The organism is Amycolatopsis saalfeldensis (assembly GCF_900110575.1).
GTDB lineage: Bacteria > Actinomycetota > Actinomycetes > Mycobacteriales > Pseudonocardiaceae > Amycolatopsis > Amycolatopsis saalfeldensis.
This window is the reverse complement of sequence record NZ_FOEF01000015.1, coordinates 138,782-155,026: the sequence shown is the minus strand read 5'-3', so window position 1 is coordinate 155,026 and position 16,245 is coordinate 138,782. Positions and strand designations below refer to the sequence as shown.

Annotated in this window: 20 protein-coding genes; 11 read left to right on the top strand and 9 right to left on the bottom strand. The window is 72.2% G+C overall.

What is annotated here, in order from left to right; all coding sequences use genetic code 11:
* Positions 1-78: 78 nt before the first annotated feature.
* The 4 genes from BMY97_RS29735 to BMY97_RS29720 all read left to right on the top strand — a co-directional run bounded on the left by BMY97_RS29735 (position 79) and on the right by BMY97_RS29720 (position 3,343).
* Entirely contained in the window at positions 79-468 is a 390-nt protein-coding gene (locus tag BMY97_RS29735; RefSeq protein WP_091622952.1) for a hypothetical protein, read from the top strand.
* Positions 465-1,715 (top strand): carotenoid oxygenase family protein, encoded by a 1,251-nt coding sequence (locus tag BMY97_RS29730; protein ID WP_091622949.1) that lies wholly within the window; start codon positions 465-467, stop codon positions 1,713-1,715. Before BMY97_RS29735 ends, BMY97_RS29730 begins: the two co-directional genes overlap by 4 nt.
* 99 nt (positions 1,716-1,814) lie before the next feature.
* Positions 1,815-2,447, top strand: a complete 633-nt coding sequence (locus tag BMY97_RS29725; protein WP_245787565.1) for a TetR/AcrR family transcriptional regulator — start codon at positions 1,815-1,817, stop codon at positions 2,445-2,447.
* 14 nt (positions 2,448-2,461) lie between these two features.
* Positions 2,462-3,343: a helix-turn-helix transcriptional regulator gene (locus BMY97_RS29720; RefSeq protein WP_091622942.1), complete on the top strand. Its 882-nt coding sequence runs from the start codon at positions 2,462-2,464 to the stop codon at positions 3,341-3,343.
* Positions 3,344-3,355: 12 nt separating this feature from the next.
* On the opposite strand, the gene BMY97_RS29715 is transcribed toward BMY97_RS29720, so the two are convergent.
* From BMY97_RS29715 to BMY97_RS29705, 3 genes are all read right to left on the bottom strand, one after another.
* Entirely contained in the window at positions 3,356-3,586 is a 231-nt protein-coding gene (locus tag BMY97_RS29715; protein WP_091622932.1) for a PspC domain-containing protein, read from the bottom strand.
* 312 nt (positions 3,587-3,898) lie between these two features.
* Positions 3,899-4,546, bottom strand: coding sequence for an HAAS signaling domain-containing protein (locus tag BMY97_RS29710; RefSeq protein WP_143086335.1), 648 nt, complete (start codon positions 4,544-4,546; stop codon positions 3,899-3,901).
* Positions 4,543-4,863 (bottom strand): PadR family transcriptional regulator, encoded by a 321-nt coding sequence (locus BMY97_RS29705; RefSeq protein ID WP_245787564.1) that lies wholly within the window; start codon positions 4,861-4,863, stop codon positions 4,543-4,545. Before BMY97_RS29705 ends, BMY97_RS29710 begins: the two co-directional genes overlap by 4 nt.
* A gap of 137 nt (positions 4,864-5,000) precedes the next feature.
* Here BMY97_RS29705 and BMY97_RS29700 point away from each other — a divergent pair, with 137 nt between their 5' ends.
* Complete coding sequence (locus BMY97_RS29700) at positions 5,001-5,927, top strand: hypothetical protein (RefSeq protein WP_143086334.1); 927 nt, start codon at positions 5,001-5,003, stop codon at positions 5,925-5,927.
* Positions 5,928-5,936: 9 nt separating this feature from the next.
* Here the strand turns inward: BMY97_RS29700 and BMY97_RS29695 are convergent, their stop codons facing one another.
* Positions 5,937-6,668 (bottom strand): VIT1/CCC1 transporter family protein, encoded by a 732-nt coding sequence (locus BMY97_RS29695; RefSeq protein ID WP_245787563.1) that lies wholly within the window; start codon positions 6,666-6,668, stop codon positions 5,937-5,939.
* Positions 6,669-6,819: 151 nt separating this feature from the next.
* On the opposite strand from BMY97_RS29695, the gene BMY97_RS29690 reads away from it, so the two are divergent.
* Positions 6,820-7,416 carry a hypothetical protein gene (locus BMY97_RS29690; protein ID WP_143086333.1) on the top strand — a complete coding sequence of 199 codons (597 nt, stop codon included), beginning with the start codon at positions 6,820-6,822 and terminating at the stop codon, positions 7,414-7,416.
* Positions 7,417-7,439: 23 nt separating this feature from the next.
* On the opposite strand, the gene BMY97_RS29685 is transcribed toward BMY97_RS29690, so the two are convergent.
* Both BMY97_RS29685 and BMY97_RS29680 read right to left on the bottom strand, forming a co-directional pair.
* Positions 7,440-8,141 (bottom strand): DJ-1/PfpI family protein, encoded by a 702-nt coding sequence (locus BMY97_RS29685; RefSeq protein ID WP_091622906.1) that lies wholly within the window; start codon positions 8,139-8,141, stop codon positions 7,440-7,442.
* An 88-nt stretch (positions 8,142-8,229) separates the two neighbouring features.
* Complete coding sequence (locus tag BMY97_RS29680) at positions 8,230-8,682, bottom strand: TetR/AcrR family transcriptional regulator (protein ID WP_091622902.1); 453 nt, start codon at positions 8,680-8,682, stop codon at positions 8,230-8,232.
* Between the two features lie 33 nt (positions 8,683-8,715).
* On the opposite strand from BMY97_RS29680, the gene BMY97_RS29675 reads away from it, so the two are divergent.
* Positions 8,716-9,141 carry an alpha/beta hydrolase family protein gene (locus tag BMY97_RS29675; RefSeq protein ID WP_091622899.1) on the top strand — a complete coding sequence of 142 codons (426 nt, stop codon included), beginning with the start codon at positions 8,716-8,718 and terminating at the stop codon, positions 9,139-9,141.
* Positions 9,142-9,394: 253 nt separating this feature from the next.
* Here BMY97_RS29675 and BMY97_RS29670 read toward each other — a convergent pair whose 3' ends face one another.
* Complete coding sequence (locus BMY97_RS29670) at positions 9,395-10,153, bottom strand: sulfite exporter TauE/SafE family protein (RefSeq protein ID WP_091622896.1); 759 nt, start codon at positions 10,151-10,153, stop codon at positions 9,395-9,397.
* A gap of 92 nt (positions 10,154-10,245) precedes the next feature.
* On the opposite strand from BMY97_RS29670, the gene BMY97_RS29665 reads away from it, so the two are divergent.
* The 3 genes from BMY97_RS29665 to BMY97_RS29655 all read left to right on the top strand — a co-directional run bounded on the left by BMY97_RS29665 (position 10,246) and on the right by BMY97_RS29655 (position 12,484).
* On the top strand, positions 10,246-11,016 hold the full coding sequence (locus BMY97_RS29665; protein ID WP_091622893.1) for an AraC family transcriptional regulator: 771 nt from the start codon (positions 10,246-10,248) through the stop codon (positions 11,014-11,016).
* Between the two features lie 192 nt (positions 11,017-11,208).
* Positions 11,209-11,706 (top strand): DUF4232 domain-containing protein, encoded by a 498-nt coding sequence (locus BMY97_RS29660; protein WP_091622891.1) that lies wholly within the window; start codon positions 11,209-11,211, stop codon positions 11,704-11,706.
* 88 nt (positions 11,707-11,794) lie between these two features.
* Positions 11,795-12,484: a DUF4232 domain-containing protein gene (locus BMY97_RS29655; RefSeq protein WP_091622888.1), complete on the top strand. Its 690-nt coding sequence runs from the start codon at positions 11,795-11,797 to the stop codon at positions 12,482-12,484.
* Positions 12,485-12,547: 63 nt separating this feature from the next.
* Here the strand turns inward: BMY97_RS29655 and BMY97_RS29650 are convergent, their stop codons facing one another.
* Positions 12,548-13,315: an SDR family oxidoreductase gene (locus BMY97_RS29650; protein ID WP_091622885.1), complete on the bottom strand. Its 768-nt coding sequence runs from the start codon at positions 13,313-13,315 to the stop codon at positions 12,548-12,550.
* A 90-nt stretch (positions 13,316-13,405) separates the two neighbouring features.
* Here BMY97_RS29650 and BMY97_RS29645 point away from each other — a divergent pair, with 90 nt between their 5' ends.
* A complete protein-coding gene (locus BMY97_RS29645; RefSeq protein WP_091622883.1) occupies positions 13,406-14,263 on the top strand; it encodes a LysR family transcriptional regulator in 858 nt (285 codons plus the stop codon).
* Here BMY97_RS29645 and mptB read toward each other — a convergent pair.
* The gene (gene mptB, locus BMY97_RS29640; protein ID WP_091622880.1) at positions 14,260-15,681 is read right to left on the bottom strand and encodes a polyprenol phosphomannose-dependent alpha 1,6 mannosyltransferase MptB; all 1,422 of its coding nucleotides are present in this window, start codon (positions 15,679-15,681) and stop codon (positions 14,260-14,262) included. The genes BMY97_RS29645 and mptB overlap by 4 nt on opposite strands.
* Positions 15,682-16,245 lie beyond the last annotated feature (564 nt).

Below are 16,245 nucleotides of genomic sequence, written 5' to 3'. Positions count from 1 at the left end.
AAGGACTCCCAGCCCCCGGCCGATGCGTGTTTCGCTTTCACCAGCGTTCGGCATCAACTCATCCGAGGGGCAGAGGAAATGAACAATCCCGTGGCGAAGATCGGCCGCTATCTGATCGGCGGACTGGTGATCGGCGGATTCTGGTATCTCAACAAGAGCAGGCCGGCCTGGGAGGAGGCGCTGCGCACCATCGTCGTCTTCACCGTGGTGATGATCCTGGTCAAGGCCCGGCTCAAGAGCAAGCCGGTGACCATCCACCTGGTCCCGCTGATCGCGTCGAAGGCGACGCTGGTCCTGATCGCCGCCGGGGTCGAGGAGGCACTGCGGACCTCGCACGCGGTCGGCGACCCGGCACTGGTGGTCGCCATCGGGCTCGGCCTCGCCGTGATGCTCGTCGGGGGCCTGTTCCACCGGTTCTTCTTCACCGTCAACGCGCCCCGCCGCTCCTACGAAGACCAGGCGCGATGACCGAAACCACGTTCCACCTCAGGGAGAACTACGCCCCGGTCGCCGACGAGCTGACCGCGTTCGACCTGCCGGTCAGCGGCGCCATCCCGCCCGAGCTGAACGGCTGGTACCTGCGCAACGGCCCCAACCCGCGCACCCGGACCCAGCACTGGTTCCTCGGCGACGGGATGCTGCACGGCGTGCGGCTCGAGAACGGCCGGGCGGCGTGGTACCGCAACCGCTGGGTCCGGACCGAGAGCTTCGACGCGGCCCTCCCGCCCGGTCCGGACGGGAAACCGGATCTGCGTCATTCGGCGGCCAACACCCATGTCGTCAACCACGCGGGGAAAACGCTCGCCCTCGTCGAAACCTCGCTTCCCTACGAGGTGACCACCGAGCTGGAGACCGTCGGCCCCCATGATTTCGACGGCAGGCTCGCCACCCCGATGACCGCGCACCCCAAGATCTGCCCGGAAACCGGGGAGCTGCATTTCTTCGGGTATGCGCGGGAGCAGCCGTATCTGACCTACCACCGCGCGGACGTCCACGGCGTGCTGCGGCTGAGCCGCCCGGTCGAGGTCGGCGGGCCGACCATGATGCACGACTTCGCGCTCACCAGCCGGCACGTCGTGTTCCTCGACCTGCCGCTGGTGTTCGTGCCGGGCGGCCACGGCATGCCGTTCAGCTGGGACCCGGACTACCCGGCCCGGATCGGGCTGCTGCGCCGGGACGATCCACAAGGGACGGTCCGCTGGTTCCCGATCGAGCCGTGTTACGTCTTCCACACGCTCAACGCGCACGAGGCCGGCGACGAGGTGGTGCTGTACGGCGTGCGGTACGGGCACCTGTGGTGGGAGGGCCACGAGGGGGTCCCGGGCACCCTGTGGCGGTGGCGGCTCAACACCCGCACCGGCACCGTCCACGAGGAGCAGCTGGACGACCGGGACTGCGAGTTCCCGCGGATCGACGACCGGCTCACGGGCCTCGACGTCCGCCACGGGCACGTCACCACGGACACCTCGCTGATCCGCTACGACCTGCACACCGGCTCGGCGGCCGTGCACGAGTTCGGGCCGGGCCGGACCCCCGGCGAGGCGGTGTTCGCGTCCCCGCAGTGGCTGATCGCCTACGTCTGCAACCGCACCCGCGGCGCCTCGGACCTGGTGATCCTGGACGCCACCAACCCGGCCGCCGCCCCGGCCGCGACGGTGGCGCTGCCCGCGCGCGTGCCCGAGGGCTTCCACGGCAACTGGATCGCCGACGCGTAGCCCCTTCGGCGGGGCCGGCCGTTCGACCTGGTGGCCGGCCCCGCTTTCGCGCGCTCGGCCGTTTGACATAGTGAGCGCTATTCGAATAGTGTTCACTATGTGAGTGGTGAAGAGACACAACCCCGCCGTCTGACGCGGGCCGAGACCAAGGCCCGCACCCGGGCGCTTCTCCTGGACGCCGCCGCGCAGGTCTTCGCGCGCAAGGGTTTCGCCGGCGCCTCGGTCGACGACATCGCCGAGGAGGCCGGCTTCACGACCGGCGCGTTGTACACGCACTTCTCCAGCAAGGAGGAGGTGTTCGTCGAGGTGTTCGCCAGCCGGAGCCGCCACCGTCTCGTCGAGGCCGCCGATATCGTGTCCGATGCGGACCAAAGCCCGGACGAAACCCGGTCCGCGATGTCCCGGCTGGTCGTCGACGTCGCGGACAACGACGTCGATTTCGCCTTGCTGCAGGCGGAATTCTGGCTGTACGCGATCCGGCGGCCCGAGTTCCAGCAGCACCTCGCCGGGCAGTTCCGGTCGAACCGGGACGCGCTGACCGCCGTCCTCGCCGCTCGCGCCGAGAAGCGCGGCCAGGGCGGCGACGCCCCGTTCGAGGAGCTGTCCACCGTGCTGCTGGCGTTGTTCCAGGGCCTGGTGCAGCTGCGCCGGACGGACCCGGACCTGGTTCCGGAATCGCTCTACGGCAAGGCTTCCCACTGGCTCTTCACCGGCCTCGCCGCCCGATCCTGACCCCGGGACTCCAGATGGACATTCGGTCCGAGATCAAGGATTTCCTGACCGCCCGGCGGGCCCGCATCAGCCCGGCGGAAGCCGGCCTGCCGACCTACGGCGCGCGGCGGGTCCCCGGGCTGCGGCGCGAGGAGGTCGCCGTGCTGGCCGGCGTGAGCGTGCCGTATTACAAGCGCCTGGAGCGGGGCCAGGCCGGCGGGGTCTCCGACAGTGTCTTGAACGCGCTGGCCCGGGCCCTTCAGCTGGACCGGACCGAGCGATCGCACCTGTTCGCGCTGATGCGCGCGGCGGCCGGGCCGGCGTCGCGCCCGCGGCCGCGAGTGCACTCCGTCGGCCCCGAGCTGCAGTCCGTGCTCGACTCCATCACCGCCGCGCCGGCCTTCGTGCGCACCCGGCATCTCGACGTCGTCGGCGCCAACACCCTCGCCCGCGCCCTGTTCTTCCCGGCCTTCTCCGGCACGGCCGGCCCGGTGAACTCGGCCCGGTTCATCTTCCTGGACCCCCGCTCCCGCACCTTCTACGGCGACTGGGACGAGATGGCGAACGAGGCCGTCTCCGCCCTGCACCTCGCGACCGCCCAGGACCCCGCCGACCCCGGCCTCAGCTACCTGGTAGACGAGTTTTCCTTGCTCAGCGCGGAGTTCCGCACCCGCTGGTCCCGCCAGGACATCCGCCGTCCCGGCCGTGGCGCCAAAGTCCTGCGGCACCCGGAGATCGGCGCGATCGAGCTCAGCTTCGAACCACTGGACGTGATCTGCGACGACGGCGTCACCCTGTTCACCTGCACCCCGCAACCGGGGACGTCCGCGGCCCGCTCGCTCCGTCAGCTCGGCGACTGGGCCGGGACGAAGGACCTGGAGTACCCGCGCGCCCCGGCCCGTCTCGTCACGGCCTGACGGCCCGGGTGCTCAGCGGGGCTTCGGGGCGTTGGGGATGACGAACCACATCACCAGGTAGAGCAGGAACTGCGGGCCCGGGATGATGCACGAAATCACGAACAGCAGCCGCACCCGGTACGGGGTCCAGCCGTAGAATTCGGCCAGCCCGCCACACACCCCGCCAAAGACGTAGTGCTTGCGCGACCGGGTGAGCTTGGGCCGCCCGGAACCGGCCGGGACCGGGTTTTCCGCTGGGGTCATGAGAAATCCTCTCTGTGCCGAACCGTCCTCGACGGCCCGGCGATGCGGCGCGGGGGAACCCGGGAGCCACGGGGCAGCCCGGGAAGTGGTCGGGTGCCTGCGGACCTTAGTGCCACGAAGCAAACCGGGCGCCGGTCAGGGTCTCGGCGCGGCAGACTCGCGCGGCCCGACGCTCGGCCAGGGTCCCACCGTCGGCGGACTCGGGCCGCGGCCCAGGAACCGATGAAGGTCGCCGCGCGGGGACTCGCGCGCTGCAGAACGGCCCGGCACGAGTCCCGCCACCGGCGAACCCTGGCAGCGCCCGGCAGCCGGTCAGGACCGTCGCCGGGAGGCGGCTCGCAGCAGGAGCGTGAACGCTGTGACCAGGCCGGCCAGGACGAGCACCGCGCCGAGCAGGATCACCACCGGGCCGACGCCGCCCGCCAGTCCGTGGCCGAGCAGCAGCAAGGCCCCGGCAACCAGGATCGCAGCGGGCCACAGCAGCGTGCCCGCCCACTTTTCGCGGGTGTTCCAGCGCGGGCCGTTCCACAGCATCACCACGCCGGCGATCCAGCCCAGCACGGGGACCACGAACCCGGCGAGCAGCAGCACCAGCACCGTGCCCACGTCGTAGGCCAGCTCCCCGCCCGCGCGAGCCGGACCACCAGCCGCGCCACCAGCAGGACCACCGGCAGGACCACCAGCCGGCGCCCCGGCAAAACCACCCGGAACCCCTCTTTCGGCAGCCGCCGCGGCGGCGATCTCCTCGGGGGTGCCCAGTTCGTCCAGGGCCTGCCGGGTCCGGGCCTCGTCCGGGCCGGCCGTCTCGGCCAGGTGCGCGGCGATGTCGTCGAGCAGCTCGGCGCGGGTGGCGGGCGCGAGGCCCGCGGCGGCCCAGCGCAGGCGGTCCAGGTAATCGGCGATCAGCGCCTCGGTGGCGGACAACGGCTCACTCCTCACCACAGTCGGTTCGGCATTCATGACGCTCCCTTCGTCAGCAGCAGGTCGACCGCGTCACGGAACTGCGCCCACTCGCCGCGGAACGCTTCCAGTGACCGGCGCCCGGCCGGGGTCAGCCGGTAGTACCGCCGCGGCGGTCCCGCCGGGGACTCCTTCCAGGTCGTGACGACCAGCTCGTCCTCACGCAGCCGGGACAGCAGCGGGTAGATCGTGCCCGCCCCGGCCGCCAGCGCCTGGCTGTCGGTCAGCGCGCCGACCAGCTCCACCGCGTAGCGCTCCCGCTCGTCGAGCAGCGCGAGCACGCAGAACGCGATGGTGCCGCGCCGCAGCTCGGTCATCGGCTTCCTGCTCGCACCAGCTACCATGCCACACATAGTACCTGGTGCCGCCAGGTCGCGCGACAGTGGGCGATCTGTCCCGTTCTGTCAGTGACAGTCGGAAAATAACCCCATATCGTCCTTGATGGTTCGGACCAATGACCCCGAGGACCCCCGAGGCGATCATGCGAAGAGTCCTGATGCTGGTGTGCGCCCTGGCGCTGGCCGCGACGATCCCGGCCACCGCCCAAGCCCGCCCCACGGCACTGGCCGACCCACCGGCCACCTGGCAGGAGCACTGGTTCGAGCACAACCAGCTCCTGCAGCGCGTCGCGTTCAACGACACCGTCGCGCTGTACTTCGACAACGACGTCGACAAGAGCGCCCAGGACTGGCTGATGCCGTACCTGACCGGCCTCTGGCAGTACGCCCAGCGCACGTACGGCAACTCCGGCAACAAGATGACCGCCGACCGGCTGTACTCGATCCACCACGAGGGCAAGTACTCCGGCGGGCACCCGTCGACGGTCTACGACGCCTCCCACGACTTCCGCAACGTCAGCGACGTCGGCGGGAGCAACTGGACGACGCCGCAGTACGAGGTCGCCACCCACGAGACCGGGCACATCGTGGAGTCCATCGCCGCGGGCAAGCACGGCTCCCCCGCGTTCGGGCTGTGGGGCGACAGCAAGTGGATGGAGTTCTACATCTACGACGCCTACACCGCGCTCGGCATGACTGCGCAGGCCCAGGACTTCTACGACCGGATGATGGCCGACAGCCACACCGACGACTTCCCGCGCGCGGGCACGCACTGGTTCCGCGACTGGTTCTACCCGCTGTGGCGCGACCACGGGCACGCCCAGGTGATGGTCCGCTTCTTCGGGCTGCTGGGCCAGTACTTCCCCAGCAACGGCACGGACTTCACCCGCGATCTGAACTGGGGCGAGTTCGTGCACTTCATGAGCGGCGCGGCCGGGGTGAACCTCAAGCCGATGGCCACCGCGGCGTTCGGCTGGCCCGCCGACCGGGACGCGCAGTTCACCCAGGCCCGCGCCGATTTCCCCGGGATCACCTACAGCTGAAGCGATCGCTCAGCCGACCGGTGCGCCGATCAGCTGGCCGATCCCGTAGGTGACCGCGACGGCGAGCGCGCCGAGGACGAGCTGGCGCAGGCCGGAGTGCAGCAGGGGCCGTCCGGTGAGCTTGCCGACCACCCCGCCACCGGCCAGCAGCGCGAGCCCGGTGAGCACCAGCGACACGACCAAAGTGCTGGCACCGAACAGGTACGGCAGCAGCGGCAGGAGCGCGCCGAGCGAGAACGCGGCGAACGACGCCCCGCCGGCGAGCAGCGCGGACGGCAGGTCCTGCGGGTCGACGCCGAGTTCCTCACGGGTGTGCAGCCGTAGTGCCTGGTCGGGGTCGCGGGAGACGGCCTCGGCCATGCGCCGGGCGGTCTCGGCGTCGGCGCCGTAGGACGCGAACCGCTCGACCAGTTCGTCCTGCTCCTGCTGCGGGTAGCGGGCGTGCATTTCCGCTTCGAGGGCGACCTCGGCGTGCACCAGCTCGTTCTGGTTGGTGACCGACACGTACTCGCCGGCCCCCATGGAGAACGCGCCGGCGACCAGACCGGCCAGTCCGGTCAGCACGAGCGTGTGCGGGGCGACGCCACCGCCGCCGACGCCCGCGATCAGCGCCGCGTTCGTGACCAGGCCGTCCACCGCCCCGAACACGGTGGGGCGCAGCCAGCCGCCCGAGACGTCGCGATGCCGGTGCGTCCAGCCGGCCGGGCGGGCGCGGTCGGCCGGGTCCTGTTCTGCGGTCACGCGCGCCATTGTCGCCGCGCCGCGCCGATCCCGCTGCCGGACGACCCGGCCGGGTGGCCCGCCGTCCGGGATCCGCGGGAACGGCGCGGCCCGGCGGATCCGTGCCGCGATCCCCCTCCTGCGCCCAGGGACCGGGTGCGATGATCACCCCATGTCTGAACCCGGATCTGCCGAAGTGCCCGCGGCCCCGGCGACGCCCCCGCACCGGCGGCCCCACACCGGCGCGGTGCTGGTGCTGATCGCCGGAGCGTTGCTGATCGGCGGCGCGTTCTTCGACCTGTGCACGATCAACCCGGCGTCGAACGGCGACGCCAAGGACTCCCTCCACGTCACCGCGTGGTCGATCTCGCTCGGGGGCACGGCGTTCCGAACCCCGCGGTACTTCGGGTGGCCGCTGGTCGCGGTCGGCGCGGCGGCGATCGTGGCGGCGGCGGTGCCGATGCTCCGCCGCCGGGCGGCGGGACGGGCCGAGGTGCTCGCGGGCGGCGTGGTCGCCGCCGCCGTGGTGTTCATGGTCGCCCACGTCTACAGCGAGATCGCCTTGTTCACCGCGCAGGGAGGTTCCCCCGCGCCCCGGATCGAGACGGGCATCGGCGTGGGCACGGAGCTGCTGGTCGCGGCCGGGCTGGTCGCGATCGTCGCGCTGGTGACCTTGTTCCGCAAGCGTCCCGAGCCGCCGGACGGTCTTCCCCTCAGCGAGCCGGACGTCGTGATCCACCAGCTGCCACCGGACGAATTCCCCGGTTGACCCGGTTCTTCCGGGTGCCGCGCTCAGGCGGCCCGGCCCCAGCCCCTCGCCGCCAGTTTCTCCGCGACCGCGGTCATTTCCCCGTTCACCGCCAGGTTCCCGGCCAGGGCCAGCGCGGTGATCTCCGGCCCGGCGGTCTCCGGGGTGCCGGCGTCGAACGGCGGCGCCGGGGCGTACTCGAGCATCAGCTGGGTCACCTTGGCGACGTCCTCCCCCAGCAGCCGTGCGAGCACGACGAGGCCGAAGTCGAGGCCGGCGGTGACCCCGCCGCCGGTGATCCGGTTGCGGTCGGTCACCACCCGGCCTTCGGCGTATTCCGCGCCGAACAGCGCGAGTGCTTCGATCCCGCTCCAGTGCGTGGTCGCCCGGTAGCCGCGCAGCAGCCCGGCCGCGCCCAGGATCAGCGAACCGCCGCAGACTGAGGTGACGTACCGGGCTCGGGCGCCGCGCTCGGCGAGGAATTCGAGGACCTCCTCGTCCGCGGCGACGGATGCCTGGCCGAGTCCGCCGGGCACGAACAGGACGTCGAGATCCGCCGGGCAGTCCGCGAAGGTGGTCGTCGGGTGCAGGACGACGCCGGAGTCGGACCGCACCGGATCGGCCGTCTTCCACACCAGGTGGGTCTCCGTGGTGCCGGCGAACGCGGCGTGCGGCGCGATCAGGTCGAGCGGCGTGAGCCCGGGGTAGAGCAGCATCGCCACCCTCGGGCGGACTGGGTCGGTCATCGCGATTTCCTTTCCTGCGACGGGTTTTCCCGCGTCGTGCTGGACGAAATCCACGCTAACGAGCACCCGCGCCGGCCGACAGCGGACTTCAGGCCAGTAGTGAACGCCTTCTCGCCAGGCGATCCCGGCTCCGGCTCACCGCGAATCGAGCGCCGTCGAGCAGGGCACGGGCCAGGAGCCCGTCCTGCAGCCGGTCACGCAGGTGCTGGATGTCGGGCGTGGCCGGATCGGGGTCGATGACCGCGGCAGCGAAGGTGTCGTCCTGCAGGTAAGCGGTGACCGCCGCCTTGAGGAAGCCCCGCAACGCCTGCCCGGCGTCGGGCGACCCGGCCGCCTCTTCCGCTTGCCGCAGCAGGGCAGTGAACTGGTCCACGGCCACGGCTTCGACCAGGGCCTCCGGGGCCGGGAAGTGGCGGTAGACGGTGCCGAGGTCGGCCACGCGGGCGACCGCGTTGAGCCGGATCGGCTTCCCTTCGCGCGCCAGCGCCCGCGCCGCGTCCACGATGGAGCGCCGATTACGCGCGGCGTCCTTGCGGAGCACGGGTTGCGGGCCGGCGGGCGTCCTTCATGAGCCATGCAGACCGCCGCCGCGATCCGCTCGTTCACCGCGGGCACCTTCGACCGCATCGGCGCGCGATCCGGAGCCGTGGTCGCCTACCTCGACGGCCACAAGAAGCATTGGAACGACGCCAGAATCGTCAACACCTCGGCCACGCGCGCCGACGGCGTCGCCTTGGCGGCCATCGACCTCCTGCAGCGCCGTTACGGCGGAGACAGCGCTCAGGTCCACACCCTCGGCTTCTCCAACGGCGGCCGGCTGGTCATCCGCCTGATCCACGAAATCCCCGGCGCCCTGGCCGGCGCCGCCATCCTGTCGGCGCCCCAGCCCGTCCCGGAGAACTTCGCCCCGGACGCGCCGCAGCAACAGCCGCTGGACTGTCCGCACCGGACACCGCCGCCTATTGCGCGCGGCGCAACGGCATCACCACCGCGCCCGTGACCACAACCGCGAGCCCACCGTCGCGAGTGGACCGCACCGCCGGGCCACCAGCCGGTGACGCTCTACACCGTCCGCGAAGGCGGCCACACCGTCCCCGGCCCCAAGACCGCCCGCCCCCGTTTCCTCCTGGGCCGGACCGACCGCGGTTTCGACACCACGGGGCGATCAGCGATTTCTTCGGTTTCCCGGCGCGCTGAACGCCATCCACCGCGGAATCCCGAAGATCAGCGGGGCCAGGGCCGGCCACGGGAGGCTAGAGCACCGCGGCCAGCGCGGCCACCAGGAGGCCGACGTAGGCCACCGCGTGGACCCGGTCCGGCAGGCGGCCGGCGAACCGCCGGACGATCGCGATGGCCGGCAGCGAGCCGGCCAGCAGGGCCGCGGCCGCGAGGGGATCGACGTAGCCGGCGGGGCCCGGGCCGGTGCCGGCGTAGACCACGGTCGCGACCAGGGCGACCGGCAGGCTGAGCGGGTTGGCCAGCGCCACCGCATCGGTCATCGGGAGGCCCTTGCGACGCAGCAGCGGCACCGTCAGCACACTGCCGCCGACGCCGAGGAAGCTCGCCACCGCGCCGATCCCGAGGCCGCCCGCCGTCGACGTCACCGGTCCCAGCGGCGTGCGGTCCTCGGGCGGGCGCAGGAATCCCTTGCGCAGCAGGCTGTCCAGGATCGTCACCACCAGGTACGCGGCGAACAGCAGGCGCAGCAGGCCGTCCGGCGCCCAGGTCGCGGCGAACGCGCCCAGCACCGCGCCGAGCCCGACGAACAGGGCCAGCGGCCACAGGTACTCCCGCCGCACCCGCCCGGCCCGCAGCCCGGCGACGGTCGCGCCGGCCGAGTTGACCAGCATCACCACGGCCGAGGTGGCGACCGCGACGTGCAGCGCGTCCCCGCCGCCGGCGACCGCCGTGATCACCGGCACCGTCACGAAACCACCGCCGAATCCGAAGAGGACAGTGGTGACGCCGCTGAGGCAGCCGAAGGCGAACAGGATCAGCAGCGAGGTGGGCACCGCTCGAACCTAGAAGACCGGCGTCCGGCGTGCATTCGAAAGTACGACAGATTCTTTCGCGAATCGGACAGGCCTCGGTTAGGCTCGGCCCCGTGCGCAATGTCCCGCTCGACGAAGTCGACGGCCTCGACCGCGCGGTGCTGGCGATCAGCACCGACTACCCGCCCGAGCACCGGCTGCCCCGGCACCGGCACCGCCGCGCCCAGTTCCTCTACGGCGCCACCGGGTCCATGCGGGTCGAGACCGCGGACGGGACCTGGACCGTGCCCACCCGGCGGGCGGTGCTCATCCCGCCGGGCACCGACCACGCCGTCACGATGCTGAACGTCAGCACCTGCAGCCTCTACCTCGAACCGTCCGCCGTGCCGTGGTTCCCGCGGCGCTGCCGGGCGGTGGAGGTGGCCCCGCTGCTGCGGGAACTGCTGCTGGCGGCCGTCGACATCGAGCCCGAGTACCCGGCCCGCGGCCGCGACGCGGCGCTGAACACCTTGCTGCTGCACGAAGTCTCACGGTGCCTGCCGCTGCCGCTGGAGTTGCCGCTCCCCCGTGACGAGCGGCTGCACGCGCTCTGCGAGGCCTTCACGCGTTCGCCGGACGTGCACGACCCGCCCGCGCGCTGGGCGGCACGGCTGCACCTGAGCGAGCGGACGCTGAACCGGCTGTTCCGCGCGGAAACGGGACTGAGCTTCCTCCAGTGGCGCCAACGGGCCTGTGTGCTGCACGCGCTGCCGCTGCTGGCCGCGGACCGCCCCGTGGCCGAGGTCGCGACGACGCTCGGCTACGAGAGCCCGGCCGCGTTCTCCACCATGTTCGCCCGGCTGCTCGGGGCCCCGCCGAAGGACTACCGCGACCCGGCCCGCTGAGCCCGTCCACACTGGTCAGCGGCCCGGACTCGGTGCTGCGCAAGCGAATCCGGCCGGTGTGGCTCGTACGGGTGGACGTCCGGGGCGTCCCCGGGTTGCCCGGTTGCGGGTGATCTCACGGCGACGCATCGCGGACACCCTCATGGACATCTCTTCTGGTGAGTCCGATCGACAAACGAAGGAGATGACCCGATGGGCAACCTGACGAAGCGAGTGGCCGCGACCGTGGCAACCGGCGCGGTGGTGGCGGGCGGGCTCCTGCTGGCCTCCGGGGCCGCCAGCGCCAATCCGTCGGACACCCCCTGCGGCACGGCCGATGTGCAGGTCGGCGTCACGGCGGACCCGGCTCACGCCGCGGGCCACGAGGCCTACGTGCTCACCTACACCGCCGCCGCGCCGACCACGAACTGCAAGCTGGAAGGCACGCCGTCCGCGCTGGCCTTCGCCGCCGGCGCACAGCCGATCCCGGACGTCGCCGTGACGCCGGACGGCGCCACCGGCGGGCCGGTGAACCTGCGGGCCGGGCACCCGGCCGAGTCCCGGATCGTGCAGCAGGTGGACGCGCCGGCGAACGCGCTCACGCCCACCGCGGTGTCGTTCCAGCTGCCGTCGGGCCAGCCGGTCAGCGCGGCCTGGCCGGCCGGCGCGCCGCTGAAGGGCGCCGGCGTTCAGGTCACCGCCATCAGCTGAACCGCGCCCCAGCACAGGTGAACTGAACAGTCCGTTGCGCCGTGTCTGCATTGCACAGTCCACGGTGCACAGTCGAGGAGGAGAAATCATGGTCAACGTCGGAATGAAGCGGGTCTCGATCGGTGTGGCAGCGGTGGCGGGGGCGTTCGCGCTCGCGGCCTGCGGTTCGGGTGCGAGCCAGCCGGCCGCCGCGCCGGCCGGTCCGGCAGCGGGGAGCGGTGCCGTGGGCGGCGCCGGCGGCGGAGGCGTCTCGGACGTCTCGAAGAAGAGCCCTGACACCGCACCGAAATCCGGCACGGCCCCGAAGTCCTCTTCGGACAGCACCCCGCGCTGCACCACTGCCGACCTCTCGGCGTCGCTCGGCTCCCCGAAGCAGCACGAGGACGCGGTGGGCCAGTTCGACGTGCCGCTGAAGTACACGAACACCTCGTCGCACTCGTGTGCGCTGCACGGCGTCCCCGGCGTCGACCTGGTCGGCCCCGACGACCCGAACGGCACCACCTACCACCTGCCGCGCATCGACAACGGGGTGCCGATGAACGTGGTCGAGCCGGGCCAGTCGGCGACCGCGACCGTCACGGTGCTGACCCAGACGCCGGGCTCCGTCGGCAGCCTCGGCTCCACCGGCTGGACGCCGTCCCGGCTGGTGACCATCCCGCCCGGCCAGACCCAGGCGCTGACCGTCGCCTGGCCTTCGTCGCTGACGGTCCTGCGCCAGGACTCCGCCACCCACCCGGGCACCTTCGTCAACGGCATCCTCGCCGACCCGCCCGCCTGACCACCCGGACCGAACGGTGAAGGCCGGCGCGTGACTGCGCCGGCCTTCACCGTTTCCAGGGACTCAGAGCTGCGAAGCGCCGCCGTCCACCGGAAGTTCCGCGCCCGTCGTATAAGTGGCCTCGAACGCGAGGAACGCGACCGCCCGGGCGACTTCGGCCGGATCGCCGAACCGCAGCATCGGGTTGGCCTCCTTCATCTGCGCCTCCATCGGCTGCACGCCCTCGGCCGGCATCGATCGCGCGAGGATGCCCGTGTCGATCGGCCCGGGGCTCAGCGCGTTCACTCGGAGCTGCCTCGGCAGCAGTTCGCGGGCGAGGCTGCGGGTCATCGAGCGCAGCGCCGCCTTGCTGGCCGCGTACGCGCTCACCATCGGAATGCCCTTGACGTTCACGATCGAGGTGGTCAGCACCACGCCGCTGCCCGCGTTCAGCAACGGCGCGAGCTTCTGCACGGCGAAGTACGGGCCCTTGGCGTTGACCGCGAGCAGTTCGTCGTACCGGTCCTCCGTCATCGACTCGAACGGCACGAAGCCGGTGATACCGGCGTTGACGAACAGCGCGTCGAACGTGCCGAACTCGGCCTTGACGCGGCCGGCCAGCGCCTCCGTGTCGGCCAGCGACGCGGCGTCGCCGAGGACAGCCACCGCGTTGCCGCCGAGCTGTTCGCGGGCGGAGTCGAGCGTGGCCCGGGTGCGGCCGGTGATCAGCACGCGCGCCCCGCCGTCGGCGAACAGCTTCGCGGTCTCGAGGCCGATGCCGCTGCTGCCGCCCGTGATCACCACGCTTTTCCCGGTGTAGCGGCCGTTCGGGGAACTTCGGTCTGCACTCATGCCATCCAGTCAAGAACGCGGCGCGACGGGTGTCCAAGACCGTTTTCGCAGGTCGTCATACGGCTGCGGCATGACGCGTAAACTGGGCTCGTGCCCGAAACCCCGGACCTCGACCTGCGGCTGGTGCGGTACTTCACGGTCGTGGCCGAGCACCTGAACTTCGGCCGGGCCGCGGCCGCGCTGCACCTCGCGCAGCCGGCGCTGAGCCGGCAGATCCAGCGGCTGGAGCACCAGCTGGGCGCGCGGCTGTTCGACCGCACGCCGCAAGGCAGCCGGCTCACCGACGCGGGCCGGGTTTTCCTGCCGCGGGCCCACGATCTGCTCGACACCGCCCACGAAGCGTCGCTCGCCACGCGTTCCGCGGCCTCTCCCGGCGCGCTCACCGTCGGCTACGTCGGGGACCTGGTCGTCACCCCGGCCGTGCGGGAGCTGCGCCGCCGGCACCCGGACGCCGAGATCACCACCCGGCACCTGGGCTGGGCCGAAACCTCCGCGCTACCGGAGCGCCGCGTGGACGCGCTGGTCGCCCGGCTGCCGCTGCCGTTCCCGGACGGCCGGTTCCGCGTGGACGCGCTCTACGACGAGGCCCGGGTGCTGGTCGTGCCGGCGTCACATCCCTTTGCGGGCAAGGAAGTGGTGACGCTCGAGGACCTCGGCGACACCGAGCTGGTGGCCTGCACCAGCTCGGCCTCGATCTGGAGCGCCGGGGCCCAGCCCACGGCCGACGACAGCTTCGAAGACAAGCTCGAGCTCATCGCCGAAGGGCACGGCGTCGCGATCCTGCCCGCGGGCGACCGGCGACCCACCCTGCGCGAAGACCTGGCCACGATCCCGTTCGAGGGCATCGATCCCTGCCGGGTCGTCGTCGCCACCCGGTTCACCGAGCACAACCCGCTGGCCGGCGACTTCCGTGAGATCGCCCGGTCCTGGCTCGCCCCGGCGGTCTAGACCGGCTGGAGCAGGCTCGCCCGCCGCAGGTGCAGCGTCGCGCCGACCACCCCGGCGGCGATCAGGTAGCCCACGACCAGCGCGACGGCACCGCCGCCCGCCGGCGGCAGCACCAGTGCGAGCACCGCGCTGACCCCGGCGAGGATCCAGCGGGCGCGCTCCGTCGTCAGGCTCACCGCGAGCAGCGCGATCATCCACAGCAGGTACCACGGCTGCACGACCGGTCCCAGCACCAGCATCGCCGCGAAGGCCAGGCCGGCGCCGAGCAGCGGGTGCAGCCTTTCCTGGTAAGTCAGCCACAGCAGCCGCGCCCCGACGACCAGGCCGGCCACCGCGCCGACCGCCGAGAACACCTTGATCGCGCTGTCGGTGAGGTCCAGCCCGGCCAGTTTGCCGACTCCGCCGACCAGGAAGCCCAGCTCGTTGGTCGGCGCCAGCCAGCTGTGCACCGCGCCGGAGGAGACCCCGGCCAGCGCCCGGACCCAGCCGAAGCCCAGCCCGCTGCCCAGCGTGATGAGCACTGTGACCAGCGCGAATCCCACGGGCAGCCCCACCAGCACCGCGGCCTTCCCGGCCGGGCGCGCGCGCCGGGCCAGGTCGACCCCCACGAAGCACAGCGCCGCGACGGCCACGATCTTCACGTTCGCCCCGGCGCTGACCAGCACCACACCCGCCGCGATCAGCGCGGGCCGAGCGGCGCCGGCCCTTGCCGCGCCGAGGTAGACCAGTTCCAGCCCGGCCACGGTCAGCCCGATCATCAGGCCGTCGTTGTGCACGCCGACGACCACGTGCCACAGCACCAGCGGGTTCAGCAGCCCCAGCCACACCGCGACCGACGGTGGCACCCCGGCCCGCCGCGCCAGGCGCGGGAGCGCCCACGCGAGCAGCACCACGCCGATCAGCTCCAGGAGCCGGTGCAGCAGCACCGTCCCTACCACGCTCTCGCCGACCAGGTGGGCGATCACGCGCGACAGCCCGACAAACGCCGGCCCGTACGGTGCCGGCGTGTCCTGCCAGTAGTGGCTGACCTGCAGCGTCACCGGCGAGGCGGCGCCCAGCGCGGCCGCCGGGCCGAGCGCGTACGGATCGAGCCCCTTGGCCGCGATCACGCCCTGCGCCAGGTAGCTGTATACGTCGCCGCTGAACAGCGGCCGCGCCGCCAGCAGCGGCAGGCTGACCAGGCCCGCGATGGTGTAGAGCCGGCGCACGGAAACGTCGGCGGCGCGGCGTCCGAGCAGCAGCCAGGACACGACGAACGCGGCCATCCCGATCACGCCCAGCGCCACCACGAGAACCGAGGGCAACGGCAGCCAGGTCGCGAGCACCAGCACCACGACCCCGGCGAAGCCCGCCCAGTGCAGCCCGGGCACCTCGACCTCGACCTCGACCGGCGCCGGGTCCAGCTTGACGTTCTGCATTAAGCGGATCTCCCCCTCGACGAAAACGAAGCTACCAAACGGAAATACCGGGCTCCGCGCGGGACGGGGAACGAAGTCCATGGGGCAGGAAGGCCGCCCGAAAGACCCGTGAGCAGGCCGTTTCACTCCCCTGTGGACCGTCCTGAATAGGCACTCCGCTGCGGCCTCACGGCATACCGGAATCCTGGCGCCTACGCCCGGCCCACCGGATCGGCAATCCGGCCGGGATCCCTGGCCGATCGGCCGAGGCGCCACACCGGGGACCTCGATCGCCGACTGCGACCGCCGGTGGCCGCTGGGTTGGCCGAGGCCGCGGGGCCGGGCCCCCGTGGTCCCCGCCACGACCGGAGCGGCCACTTGTGGAAGCCGGGTAGACCGGGGCGACCGGTGGAAGCCAGACGAGCCACGGCCACGCGGCCAGAACCGGGGGAGTTCCCAGCCGCTACCTGAACATCCACCGGCGGAAACCGGGCAGACCGCAGCCGCCCTTGGAGGCCAGGCCAACCACGGCCACGCAGCCAGCCCCAGACATCCCCCCGGCAGCGACCGGAGCAGCCGCCGGTC